Source organism: Sphingomonas sanxanigenens DSM 19645 = NX02 (genome assembly GCF_000512205.2).
In the GTDB taxonomy this organism is placed as follows: domain Bacteria; phylum Pseudomonadota; class Alphaproteobacteria; order Sphingomonadales; family Sphingomonadaceae; genus Sphingomonas_D; species Sphingomonas_D sanxanigenens.
Genome location: NZ_CP006644.1, coordinates 3,093,647 through 3,105,640 on the forward strand (window position 1 = coordinate 3,093,647; position 11,994 = coordinate 3,105,640).

Here is an 11,994-nt window from a genome sequence, read left to right on the forward strand (position 1 = left end):
ATCATGCCGCCTCCGCCATCGCCGGATGGCCACCGAGCATCGCGCGCCAGCGATCGATCGTGAGCGATTCCAGATACTCCGCCTGGAAGGACGGCGGCAGCAACTCGATCATCTGCGATCCTTCGATCCACAGTTCGATCACATGGAACAGGCCATCGCGCGAGAAGGTCTCGGCATGCCAGCCCTCGCGCGCCGCGATCGCCTTCACCGCATCCTCGGCCAGCGCCGTCGCCAGCGCGAAATGGGTAGGGTTGTGGCGCGGACGATGCGCGAGCAGGCCGGTCGCGCCATCCGCAGCGCGGTGCAGTTCGGTGCCGCGCGGGTAGACTTCGACCAGCGTGTTGCGATCGTCGCCGGCATGCGCGACCCACGATCCATCGATGACGGGGGGAAAGGGCGTGGCGATACCCCCCATGATCTCCGCCAGCACGCCGGCAACACGGCGGGGTTCATCGGCTTCGATCGAAACATGAAACAGCATTTCGGATCCCTCATTGATACGGTGTTGCGACCCGTTTGCTGAAGGACGCCGGCAAACCCTGTGATCATCACCACATGGTTCCGTTTCGTTTGACGAACGACCTTGTCCGTTCGACGAACGGCGGAGGGCCATCGGCAGCGCGCCGCACCGACCCGCCCGGAGTGCGGAACCGTGTTCCCGCTCGCCGGTTGAGTCCCAATATCGCGACAATCGGAGGAGACGGAGATGACCACCGACACCGACATCCGCGACCGCTTCTGGAAGGATCTGAAGGCAAGCCCCTTCCTGATGGTGGCACTGGACAACAGCCCGCAGCATTCGCTGCCGATGACCGCGCATTTCGATGACGGCACGTCCGGGCCGCTGTGGATTTTCACCTCGCGGGACAATCGCCTCGTCACCGGCCTCGACCATGGCGGCAGCGCGATGGCGCAGTTCGTCGCCAAGGGCCACGATCTGTTCGCCTGCCTGCATGGCGTACTGACGATCGACAACAACCCGGCGATGATCGACCACTTCTGGTCCGCCAAGGTCGCCACCTGGTATCCCGACGGCCGACAGGATGCGTCGCTGACATTGCTGCGGCTCGACATCGAGGATGCCGAAATCTGGCTGGCCGATTCGAGCTATTCCGGGCTGTTTACGCGTATCTTCGGCGGCGACCTGCGCGCCGAGGTTGCGGACAAGCATGCTGAATTGACGTTCTGAACCGCCTATCGGCACGCGAGTTACCGATGGTCCTCCCCGACGCTACGCGTCGGGGAGGAAATGTCTGACGCTGTGCAGAATATCCGCCCTCAGCGCGCCCGTGTCCACGTCTGCCCGCGGCACAGGAACAAGATGCACCCCTTCACCTCGAGCGTGCCGTCGCGGTTGAGGCGGACGATCGAGCGATAGGTCTTCCCGCTTTCGGGATCGTAGATCTGGCCCTTCCACGCCGCGCCCGCATCGGTGAAACCGTGGAGGACCTGCAAGCCCAGCAGCGGCCGGGTGCGCAGCTTGGGATCGGGGTTGTTGATATCGGTGTGCGGCGCCTTGGGGTCGCCGACGCGGCGGATCTTGCCGCACTGCGCACGGCCGCACGCGGCAATCTCCACCAGCCCCTTGCCGCCTTCCGTCACCCAGCGGCCAGCAATGGCGTCCGCCGCCCAAGCAGGGAACACGGGCATTGCGGCCAGCACGGTGGCCACGAGAAGGGGGAACGCGCGAATCGCCATGGCCACGAGATGGCAGTAAAGCGTTGAAAGGCGATGAATGCCACCCGCCAAAGTGGTGTTGCACAGGCCGCCGCGCTCGGTCTAACCATCTGTCGTGGCGGGCATCACACTGATCGATCGAGAGGGCCGGCGCTTCGCGCTGGCTGGAACCGGACCTTGGCGGATCGGGCGGCAGAACATCTGCGACGTCCAGATCCCCGACGACCCCTATTGCGGGCGAACCCAGTGCGAACTGCGACTCGACGGCAATAAGGCGATCCTGTCGCCGATCTCGCGTTCGCCGACCCAGATCGATGGCCGAGAGATCCAGTCCGCATCGCCCCTCGCCGATGGCAGCCTGATCACCTTCGGGCAGACCGAGCTACGCGTGGAAATGGATTCGTCCGCGCCCCACGCCGCGCCGCGCCCGGCCCCGCGGCCGCAGACGATTCCGCCCGGGCCGATGCCATCGCCCATCCATGGCAGCATGACGATCGGGCGCGAACCTGGCGCCGACGGCCTCGCGCTCGACCATCCGGCGGTCTCGCGCCGCCACGCCATCCTGCATGGCGGGGGCGATCCGCGCATCGAGGATCTCGGCAGCACCAACGGTACCTACGTCAACGGCGAACGCGTGCGCGGCAGCCAGCGCCTCGCAGAGGGCGACAGCATCGCCTTCGGCCCGCTGCGATTCATGTTCAGCGGCGGCACGCTGCGGGAGCCGCGCAAGGCCGGCAAGGTCGCCATCGCCGCGGACGCCGTCTGTTTCGACGTGCCGGCCAAGGGCGGCCGCAAGCGCATCCTCCACGGCACGTCGCTGCGCATCGGCCGCGGCGAGTTCGTCTGCCTCGTCGGCGGCAGCGGCGCGGGCAAGTCGACGCTGATGAACCTGCTCGCCGGCCGGCGGCAGGCGAGCGTCGGCACGATCCGCGTCGAAGGCGTCGACATCGCGCGCGAGTTCGAATCGATCAAGCAGTCGATGGCGTTCGTGCCGCAGCGCGAGGTGCTGCACGAGCATCTGACGGTGCGCCGCGCGCTCGGCTATATCGCCGAACTGCGCCTGCCGTCGGACACGCCGCGCGCAGAGCGCGATGCGGCGGTGGCGCAGGCGATCGTCGACGTCGAACTCACCCAGCAGGCCGACACCGAATTCCATCGCCTGTCAGGCGGGCAGAAGAAGCGGGCGTGCCTCGCCGCCGAGATCCTCTGCCGGCCCAAGATCCTGTTCCTCGACGAGATCACCAGCGGGCTCGACGAGCAGACCGATTTCGAGATCATGCAGCTGCTGCGCCGGCTGGCGGACGGCGGCACGACGGTGGTGTGCGTCACCCACACGCTCGCCAACATCCAGCGCTTCTGCCACCGCGTCGTCATCATGGGATCGGGCGGTCACCTGACCTTCAGCGGCGCCCCAGACGACGCGCTCGGCTTCTTCGGGATCGAGCGGCTGGGTGATGTGTTTCCGATGCTCACGCGCGACAAGGCGCCGGGCTGGGCCGAGCGTTGGCAGCAGCGCGACGACGGCGTCGACGGCGATGGCGAGCCGGCAACGACCAGCCAGTTCCAGCGCCAGCGCATGCCCGCCGGCCGCAAGCTGGCGGTTGGCCTGCACCAGTTCAGCGTGCTGTTGCGCCGCAACGTGGCGCTGCTCGCCGCCGATCGCGGCACATTGGGCCTCGTCTTCGCGCAGGCGCTGATCATCGGCGTGTTCGTCGGCTGGGCGCTGTCGGATTTCGGTGAGGGGATGATGGCCATCACCTCGCGGAAGACGCTGCTGATGCTGCTCGTCGTCTCGTCGATCTGGATGGGCTGCAACGGCGCCTCGAAGGACATCGTCGGCGAGGCCGAGATCCTCCAGCGCGAGAAAGACGTCAATCTGGCGATGGGCGCCTATCTCGCCGCCCGGATGTTGGTGTCCTCGGTATTCGTCCTGATGCAATGCGGGCTGCTGTTCGCGCTGGTCTATGGTCTTTCCGAAGAGATTCCGGGGGGCGTGCCGCAGCAGCTGGCGCTCACCTTCGCGGCCGGGCTCATGGGGGTCGCGGTCGGCCTGCTGATCTCCGCCGCGTCGTCGACGCCCAGCCAGGCGACCTCGATCGTGCCGCTGGTGCTGATCCCGCAGTTGATCTTCATTGGCACCGTCGTGCCCAACCTGCCCGAACTGCTGGCCGGGATCGCGGAAACGGCGATCCCGTCCAACGTGCTCAACGCGGCGATGACCGCGGTCTATGTGGAGAATGACGGGCCGATCATGGAACTCGATTTCGCCACCGGCCAGCGCGTGCCGCTTGAAACCGCGTCGCTCGGCGGGTTGGAGGCGACCGTGCTCGTCCACTACCTCCTGTTCGTGCTGGCGACCTATGGCGTGTTGCTGTTCCGCTACCGCAGCGGCCGCAACGCCTGATCCGCGACGGACGAAGTGACATTTTTGAGGCGGCGCTTGAACTGGCGGATTGGCAGCGCGCACGATTTGGTCTTTACCTGCGAGCCGTGGGACGGTTCGGGGAGGAGAAGGCCCGTGCGGACGATCGGAGATCGGCGATGAATCGAACGCCCCGCCCCGGAGCCGCTATCGCATGAGCACGCCCCCCGTTTCCGTTTCAGGACTGTTCGGCACCAGTGCCACCATCGGCAAACGCGAGGTGCAGGAGGATGCGGTCGGCTGGTCCGCGTCGCATAACGAGACCGGCGGGCTGCCCGCGCTGACCGTGATCGCCGACGGGATGGGCGGTCATGCCGCGGGCGAGGTCGCCAGCGATATCGCGGTCAACGGCTTTCTGGACGCATGGCGCCGTGGCGAACATGGCGGCAAGACCACGCTGATCGAGGCGCTCGACCAGGCCAATGCGCTGATTTCGGCGCACGTCGCCGAGCATCCCGAAACCGATGGGATGGGCTGCACGCTGATCGCGGTCGAGCTGGACGGCCAGACCGCGGCGTTCCGCTGGATCAGCGTTGGCGACAGCCTGCTGCTCAGCGTGACGGAGGCCGGTGTCGAGCGGCTCAACGCCGACCACAGCTATCGCGAGGAACGCGAACGGCTGATCGCCGCCGGCGAGAGCCTTGACGGCGCCCCCGCCCCCAACGTGCTGCGATCGGCGCTGATGGGCTTCGACGTGCCGCTGATCGACGACCGGCAGGACTGGCGGGCCTTCGCGCCCGGCGAAACGCTGATTCTCGCGACCGACGGCATCGAGACCCTGTCGGACGCGCAGATTCTGGCAATCGTCGCGGCCAATCCCGGCGCCAATGCCGTCGCCGCCGCGCTGGTGATGGCGGTGGAAGCCGCCGGCAAGCCGCGGCAGGACAATACCACCGTCGCGGTGCTCCGGCCCGACGCGGACGAAGCGGCCTCGCCGAACACCGCGCCGATGCCCCCGCCCACTGCGGGCGACCAGCCGACGCTGTCGGTAACGGCCGATGCCGCCGCAGCCGCCAGGGCGGGCGCAGGCATCGGGGCTCCGGAAGCGCCGACCTTGCCGGCGCGCCCTGCGCGCGCTGCCGCAACGGCTGCGAAGCGTGCCCCCGACGTTCGGATCATCCTGATCGGGGTGGCCGTCGCGGTGCTGGCGCTGCTGGCCATCCTGGCGTTCAGCGGCCTCCTCTCCCGCAAACCGGCTCGATCCGGTGATGCGCCCGCAGCGGCGGCCCCCGCCGCGCCCGTGACGGATGCGGCGACGGAACCGGCACCGGCCGACCCCGACGAGGCTGCCGCCACGCAAGGCGCGCAGCAGCCCGCCGAACGCGCGGAGGCCGGCACCGGCGGCAATGCCGCCGCCAACAATTCGGCGTCGAACACCGGCAGCGGCAAACCGGCCGCCACCTCGCGCGGCGCGAAGACCCCGCCGCCACCGGCACGAACCAGCCGGGGTCAGCCCGCCGTCACCGAACCGACTGTCGCTGGCCCGAACTGACTCGCCGCCGCGCGCGGCCATCATTCCTTGAAACCGTCGCGCGCTTCGGGCTTAACGGCGCCATGCGTATCCGCCTCTCGTTCGTCCTGCTGACGCTGCTCGCCGGTTGCGTGAGCACCCCGGCTCCGCCGCCACCGCCGCCGCCCCGGCCGACGCCAACCCCGGCACCGCCCCCGCCCGCTCCGCCGCCGCCCGTGCTGCGCGGCGACTGGCAGGATTGGCCGGCATCGCCCGGCGCCTGGGTCTATCGGCAGGATTCGCGCGGCAGCCTCGCGCTGTTCGGCACGCCCGACACCGGTGCCCAATTGATGATCCGCTGCGACACGGGCGCGCAGCGCGTCTATCTCTCACGCGCCGGCGCGGTCGCCGCGGGAAGCGGGCCGATGACGATTCGCACCTCCGCGCAGACCAGCAGCCACATCGTTCGCAACACCGGCGGCCAGCCGCCCTATGTCGCGCTCGACGTGCCCCCGCGCGATCCGCTGCTCGATCGCATGGCGTTCAGCCGCGGTCGGTTCGTGGTGGAGGTGACGGGGCTGCCGATTCTGGTGGTCCCGGCGCGGCCGGAACTGAGCCGCGTGGTCGAGGATTGTCGCGGCTGATCCGCCGCGGCGATGGGCGCGGATGATTGCCGCGATTTTTTTGCATTACAAGGCTTGATCGCCGCCCCGCCCTGACTGATCTTTCGGTCGTGCCCGAGGGCACATGGGCTTCAACCAGCGAAAGGAGGTGATCCGATGTCTCATGGTTCAGCAGAGAGGTCGGTCCAGTCCGTTCGGGAGGCGCGCGCCTGAAGGGCGCTGCCTGAGTCTCCCGGAGGCGGCACTTCCGGCCGCTGACCATGTTAGGGGGTTGCCGGGCCGACGGGCTCGGCAGCCTCTTTTCATATCGGCGCACGTGGCGCGCCATTTTCCATCAGTTCAGCGCCCCGGCCCGCGCCCGAGCGCGCCATGCGCTCGGGGTCATGCCGAAGCGGCGGCGAAAGGCGGTGGCGAAGGCGCCCTGGCCGGTGAAGCCGCAGGCGCCGGCGATGCTCTTCACCGGCAGCCGGTCCGCTGCCAGCAGCGTGCGCGCGCGCACGAACATCGCCTGCTCCACCCGCTCCATCACCGTACCGCCGGTGGTCGCCTTCCAGGCGCGCATCAAATGACGCCGGCCGATGCCGCACAGTGCAGCCAGTTCGCCGACATCGGGCGGCGGCCGATCGTCCTCCGCCAGCCGCGCCTCGATTCGGCGGATCTGCCATTCGGCGAGCATCCCCCGCCCGGGCGCGGCACTGCGCACCGTCTCGAAATGGCGCGCGAGTTCGCCGAGGACGACGAGCCCGAGCCCGGTAACGATGGTATCGCGGGCAATGCCCGGTCGCGAAAGTTCGATCGCCAGCCGATCCATCGCCGCAGCGACGCTGGCAGCGCGCACGTCCACGCACGCGGCCAGATCCCCCGCCTCCGAAGCCGGGCCGATGCCCGTGAGCGTGCCGAAGCGGCTCTCGTCGAACCGCATGACGATCATCTCGCGCGGACCGAAGCCACCCGATCGAACGTGGAGCGGCACATGCGCCGGCACCACTACCGCCTGTCCGAACGGCATGAAGCTGCGATGCGAGCGGGGTTCGCCGAAGCAGCCGAGCGCGGCGCGATCGGGGCTCCCCGGCAGATAGACGAGCGAGGGGGCATCGACGCGGTGGCAGCGTTCGAACGGTCCGCTGCCGTCCTGATGAAGCTGCTCGAGCCGGAGTTGCGCCAGCGACAGTGCGACCGTGACGCGATAGGCGCCATCCATCCTGCCCATTCCTTGTTCCATCCGCGTCGCTTTAGCGCAAGCCGGTCCCGATCGCCATATGCGTAGATATTGCCCCACTCATTTTACGCAATAGAGTGACCCTCTCACCTTCCCCGCGGGGAGGGGCTATAGGAGAGCGCGTCTTGAACCCAATCGCCACGCCGGACCAGGCCCGCTTCGAACGCGAAGCCCTTGCGATCCTCGCCGATCCAGGCATGCAGGAAACGGTCGAGGATCGCCGCCGCTACTGGCTGGAAAAGGCGTCTCCATCGCCCGCGATGCGCGAGGCGTTTGACTGGGCTTATCCCGAAGTCGTGTTCGGCGCGATCATCTGGTCGCTCAACACCGATGCCGAGCGCCCCGCGGTCGTCACCATCACGCGCATCCCGCACAAGCTGGGCGATCTTGACGTGCCCGGATCGCGGTGGGGGCTCGACAATCCCGACTCGGTCTATCGCGTCATCCCGATCGACGGCGCCGAGCGCTATGTGATCCGCGGCCGCGTGCCCGATCCGCGGCTGACCGAGAATTACTTCACCTTGTGGAACGCGCATATGGGCACGGTCGACGTGCTGGACGGGAAAAGCCTCGTGCTCGACGCCGACGGCCGCTTCGAGATCTTCGTCGATGCCGAGGAGCAGGGCGATCGCGCCAACCATATCCGCTCCGCGCCCGAGGCTGTGGAGTTCTACATCCGCGATGTCATCGCCGACTGGGCGCATGAACGGCCCAACGAACTGTCGATCGAGCGGCTCGGCGGCCCGCCGAAGACGCCCGAGCGCAGCTTCGACCGGAAGCTTGCGGACGCGCAGGCGATGCTGATCCGCAACGTCGACAACACGATGCGCTGGAACGCGCAGGCCACCACCAGGCCGGCGAACGGGTTCGACTTCACCATCGACCGCGATAGCGACGGCGCGCTGCGCAACCAGCTTTACATCATGGGCCATTTCGACCTCGCCGACGACGAGGCGCTGGTCATCGAGATCGGCCTCGGCGGCGCCGGATATTTCCTCGCGCCGATCACCAACATCTGGGGCACGACCAACGAGATCGTCCACCGCACCTCCAGCCTCAACCTCACCCAGTCGGTGCGCGATACGCCCGATCGGCTGACCTATGTCGTCTCGCGGAACGACCCCGGCGTGTGGAACTGGCTGGACCCATGCGACATGCCCGAGGGTCTGCTGACGCTGCGCTGGGCCGAATTCGCCGATGGCCGTCCCGGAGACGGGTTCGGGGCGACCAGCCGCGTGGTGAAGCTCGCCGAGCTCGACGCCGCGCTGCCCGCCGGCACGAAGCGCGTAACCCCCGAGGAGCGGCAACGCCAGCGTGCCGACCGCGCGCCATCCTATCTCTGGCGGATCGCGGAGTGAGCCCGATGCGGACCTGGCTGATCACCGGCTGCTCCACCGGCATCGGGCGCGCCATCGCCGAACATGTCCTCGCCATCGGCGACGCCGCGGCGGTGACCGCGCGCAACCCCGCCGACGTCGCCGACATCGTCGCCGCCCACCCCGACCGCGCGCTCGCCCTCGCGCTCGACGTCGCCGATCCGGCGCAGGCGACGGCGGCAGTCGCGGCCGCCGAGGCGCATTTCGGGGCGATCGACATTCTCGTGAACAACGCCGGCTATGGCTATGTTTCCTCGATCGAGGAGGGCGACGAAGCTGCGATCAAGGCGATGTTCGAGGTCAACCTGTTCGGGGCGCTGAGGATGATGAAGGCGGTGCTGCCGGGCATGCGCGCACGCGGTGCCGGGGCGATCCTCACCATCTCGTCGCTCGCCGGGCGGATCAGCAATCCGGCGACGGGCTATTACTCCAGTTCCAAATTCGCGCTGGAGGCGATCAGCGAGGCGCTGTCGCGCGAGGTGGAGGGCTTCGGCATCCGCGTCTGCTCGATCGCGCCGGGCATGTTCCGCACCGATTTCTCCGGCCGCTCGCTCAAGAGCGGCGATGGCGGCATCGCCGACTATCAGGCGACGCATGAGCGGATGTCGCTGGTGAAGTCGGTCGATGGCCGGCAGCAGGGCGATCCGCTGCGGCTGGCCGAACTGGTCGTCGCGGTGGCGGAGATGGAGAAACCGCCGCGCCAACTGATCGCCGGTCCCGATGCGCTGGCGGCGATCACCGGACGGATGGCGGAGGTCGCCGCCGCCATCGACGCGAATCGCGCGCTCAGCAGCGGGACGAATTTCGCGGATTGAGTTGCGGGCAATCGCCGCCCTGCCTCCTCCAGAACCGTCACCCCGGATCAAGCCCCGGGTGACGGAAAAATGACATTCTCCCGCAAATCCATCTGCGCGCCGGCGACAAACATCGCATTGAACTCCATTATGCGTATCTATATAGCCATTAAAAATACGCATAATGGAGAGGAATATGCCCTACACATTGCAGCAGCTCTCGGATTTCGAGGACATCCGCACGCTCAAGCACCGCTATTACCGCGGCATAGACACCGCCGACGAGGCACTGCTCGACGGGCTGTTCACCGATGATGTCACGGTCGAGTATCGCGGCGGCGGCTATCTCGTCCGCCTCGCGGGTCGCGCGGAGATGGTCGATTTCCTGATGAACAGCTTCCACGCCGACGCGGTGGCGATGCATCAGGGCAGCATGCCCGAGATCAAGCTGCTGGGCGACGACGAGGCCGAGGGGCTGTGGTATCTCGAAGACGTCTTCATCTCGTTCGAGCGCAACGACATCACCAGCGGCACCGCGCTCTATCGCGACCGCTATCGCCGCGTCGACGGCCAGTGGAAGATCGCGCGCACCGAATATGACCGCGTCATGGAGGTGGTGGAGCCGCTTCGCCCGGACCAGAAGGTCACCGTCCGCCACCTCGGCAAGGTGGGCCGACGCCGCGAGCAGCGCCACGACATCAGCCACCTCATCACCTGGTTCGAGCCCGCCGAATGAGAAGGCTTTGGCCCCGTCACGCTCTGTCTTCGACCGCGCGCGAGCGGGCGACGCTCAAGCGCCGCGAAGGCGCCCCGCCCGCCCGCGGCAGGCGGGGCCTAGGCCGCCGCGCTGACCACGGTGTAGCGGCCGTCGACATAGACCAGCGGGTCGACGGGGCCATGGTTCATCACCTCGGCGACCGCGCCGATGAAGATGCCATGGGTCCCATAATCGACCTGCTGGGCGTTGCGGCAGACGAAGCTGGCCTGCGCATCCTCGAGATAGGGCAGGCCGAGGTCGCTTTCCGCCCAGCGCCCCTGCTCGAACCGCGCCTCGCCCTTCAGCTTGCCGCTGCATGCCGCCGAGATCGTCTCGTGCGAACTGTGCAGGATGTTGACGCAGAAATCCGCTCCGGCAGCGAGCGGCGCATAGAGCGAGGCGGTGCGGTTCACGCAGATCAGCAGCGAGGGCGGATCCATGCTGAGTTCGCTCACCGCCGTCGCGGCCATCGCGTAGCGCTGCCCCTCATGACGGACGGTGATCACCACCACCGCCTTGGCAAGACGCCGAAGCGCATCCCGCATCTGCATTGCAATCTGGTCCGGTTCAGTCACGCCAACCTCCGCTGGGATCGATATTATCGAATGACGACTAGATCCAGATAGCGAAGATGGCAACATGAATAAATACTACGATCAATAAAAACCATGCTATCATTTTTAGTTCGGCATGCCGAATTATACGTTATCATCGATGCCCTATTCTATATCTATATATGCATCATGAGTTCGATCGTCGGTTCTGCGCCGTTGATCCCGTGCACGGACCGGCGGAACGTGTCTGCCTGCCGCAGCGTTTGAACTTCCGACAAAGACTGGGATAGGCAAGGCCCTCGGATGTTCTGGACAGGGATGATCGTCGCCGTGGCAAGCACACACCTCGTCGACACCGTCGATCGCACCGCGATCCTCGACGCCGCGCGCGTTCCGGTTGCGGAGGAACTGGGCAAGCCGCCCCTGTTCGCCGTCCGCCAGCTGAACCGCGAGGGCGAATGGGCCTTCCTGTTCGCCGACATGCAGCAGCGGGGCGGCCAGCCCTTCGACTATAGCGGCACCCGCAAGGCCGAAGCAGCCCGCCGCGGACTGGTCTCCAAAAGCTACGCCGCACTGCTGCGCAAGACCGATCGCGGCTGGCGCGTGGTGGAGGCGGCGATCGGGCCCACCGACGTGGCGTGGGAAGGCTGGGCAGCAAAATATGGCGCGCCGGAGAGGCTGTTCGCGTTTTCGGGTGACGATGCGGGACGCTAGGCGGTTAGCCTGCCTTCCTCCCCGGCGCGCAGCGTCGGCGAGGACGCGCTATCAATACGTGCCGTGCTCGCTCGCCGGATAGAACCACGCAAAGGTCCGCGTCAGATCCGTCGTGCTGAACACGACATGCCCGCGGTTGCGCTCGAACCCCATCGCCGGCTTGCCGTCGAGCGTGCCCGACCACCAGCGGCCCTGCGCACGGCCGACGAAGCGAATCTGCCGGCCGCCGACGTCGAAGCGCAGGTCGCGCACGCCCTTGCGCGTGGTCACCTGCATCCGGCAGGCGACCGGCGGCTTCTCATCCTCCACGCAGCGGGCCGCCGCAGGCGCTTGCGCCGTCGCCGGGGCCGCTGCCAGAAGCGCCGGCGCGAACAATAGACCGAACCGTGTCATGCCGGTTGAGCGACG

Annotated in this window: 13 protein-coding genes; 8 read left to right on the top strand and 5 right to left on the bottom strand. The window is 67.5% G+C overall.

Going from position 1 to position 11,994, the window contains the following annotated elements; all coding sequences use genetic code 11:
• Nucleotide 1 precedes the first annotated feature (1 nt).
• A complete protein-coding gene (locus NX02_RS14275; RefSeq protein WP_025292878.1) occupies nucleotides 2–481 on the bottom strand; it encodes a hypothetical protein in 480 nt (159 codons plus the stop codon).
• 225 nt (nucleotides 482–706) lie between these two features.
• Here NX02_RS14275 and NX02_RS14280 point away from each other — a divergent pair, with 225 nt between their 5' ends.
• Nucleotides 707–1,189, top strand: a complete 483-nt coding sequence (locus tag NX02_RS14280) for a pyridoxamine 5'-phosphate oxidase family protein (RefSeq protein ID WP_025292879.1) — start codon at nucleotides 707–709, stop codon at nucleotides 1,187–1,189.
• Between the two features lie 89 nt (nucleotides 1,190–1,278).
• On the opposite strand, the gene NX02_RS14285 is transcribed toward NX02_RS14280, so the two are convergent.
• Nucleotides 1,279–1,698, bottom strand: coding sequence for a DUF2147 domain-containing protein (locus NX02_RS14285; protein WP_025292880.1), 420 nt, complete (start codon nucleotides 1,696–1,698; stop codon nucleotides 1,279–1,281).
• Between the two features lie 94 nt (nucleotides 1,699–1,792).
• Here NX02_RS14285 and NX02_RS14290 point away from each other — a divergent pair, with 94 nt between their 5' ends.
• From NX02_RS14290 to NX02_RS14300, 3 genes are all read left to right on the top strand, one after another.
• Nucleotides 1,793–4,081 (top strand): ATP-binding cassette domain-containing protein, encoded by a 2,289-nt coding sequence (locus NX02_RS14290; protein ID WP_025292881.1) that lies wholly within the window; start codon nucleotides 1,793–1,795, stop codon nucleotides 4,079–4,081.
• A gap of 172 nt (nucleotides 4,082–4,253) precedes the next feature.
• Entirely contained in the window at nucleotides 4,254–5,591 is a 1,338-nt protein-coding gene (locus NX02_RS30730) for a PP2C family protein-serine/threonine phosphatase (RefSeq protein WP_025292882.1), read from the top strand.
• A gap of 62 nt (nucleotides 5,592–5,653) precedes the next feature.
• Nucleotides 5,654–6,193 carry a hypothetical protein gene (locus NX02_RS14300; protein ID WP_025292883.1) on the top strand — a complete coding sequence of 180 codons (540 nt, stop codon included), beginning with the start codon at nucleotides 5,654–5,656 and terminating at the stop codon, nucleotides 6,191–6,193.
• Nucleotides 6,194–6,506: 313 nt separating this feature from the next.
• Here NX02_RS14300 and NX02_RS14305 read toward each other — a convergent pair whose 3' ends face one another.
• The gene (locus tag NX02_RS14305) at nucleotides 6,507–7,382 is read right to left on the bottom strand and encodes a helix-turn-helix transcriptional regulator (RefSeq protein ID WP_245648851.1); all 876 of its coding nucleotides are present in this window, start codon (nucleotides 7,380–7,382) and stop codon (nucleotides 6,507–6,509) included.
• A 134-nt stretch (nucleotides 7,383–7,516) separates the two neighbouring features.
• Here NX02_RS14305 and NX02_RS14310 point away from each other — a divergent pair, with 134 nt between their 5' ends.
• The 3 genes from NX02_RS14310 (at nucleotide 7,517) to NX02_RS14320 (ending at nucleotide 10,297) form a co-directional block, all read left to right on the top strand.
• Nucleotides 7,517–8,749, top strand: a complete 1,233-nt coding sequence (locus NX02_RS14310) for a hypothetical protein (protein ID WP_025292885.1) — start codon at nucleotides 7,517–7,519, stop codon at nucleotides 8,747–8,749.
• Between the two features lie 5 nt (nucleotides 8,750–8,754).
• A complete protein-coding gene (locus tag NX02_RS14315) occupies nucleotides 8,755–9,582 on the top strand; it encodes an oxidoreductase (protein ID WP_025292886.1) in 828 nt (275 codons plus the stop codon).
• Nucleotides 9,583–9,757: 175 nt separating this feature from the next.
• The gene (locus NX02_RS14320) at nucleotides 9,758–10,297 is read left to right on the top strand and encodes a nuclear transport factor 2 family protein (protein WP_039996594.1); all 540 of its coding nucleotides are present in this window, start codon (nucleotides 9,758–9,760) and stop codon (nucleotides 10,295–10,297) included.
• Nucleotides 10,298–10,395: 98 nt separating this feature from the next.
• Here the strand turns inward: NX02_RS14320 and NX02_RS14325 are convergent, their stop codons facing one another.
• Complete coding sequence (locus NX02_RS14325; protein WP_245648591.1) at nucleotides 10,396–10,893, bottom strand: flavin reductase family protein; 498 nt, start codon at nucleotides 10,891–10,893, stop codon at nucleotides 10,396–10,398.
• Nucleotides 10,894–11,202: 309 nt separating this feature from the next.
• Between NX02_RS14325 and NX02_RS14330 the strand changes: the two genes are divergently transcribed.
• The gene (locus NX02_RS14330) at nucleotides 11,203–11,586 is read left to right on the top strand and encodes a hypothetical protein (protein ID WP_158014022.1); all 384 of its coding nucleotides are present in this window, start codon (nucleotides 11,203–11,205) and stop codon (nucleotides 11,584–11,586) included.
• Nucleotides 11,587–11,637: 51 nt separating this feature from the next.
• Here the strand turns inward: NX02_RS14330 and NX02_RS14335 are convergent, their stop codons facing one another.
• On the bottom strand, nucleotides 11,638–11,979 hold the full coding sequence (locus tag NX02_RS14335) for a hypothetical protein (protein ID WP_158014023.1): 342 nt from the start codon (nucleotides 11,977–11,979) through the stop codon (nucleotides 11,638–11,640).
• Between the last annotated feature and the right edge of the window lie 15 nt (nucleotides 11,980–11,994).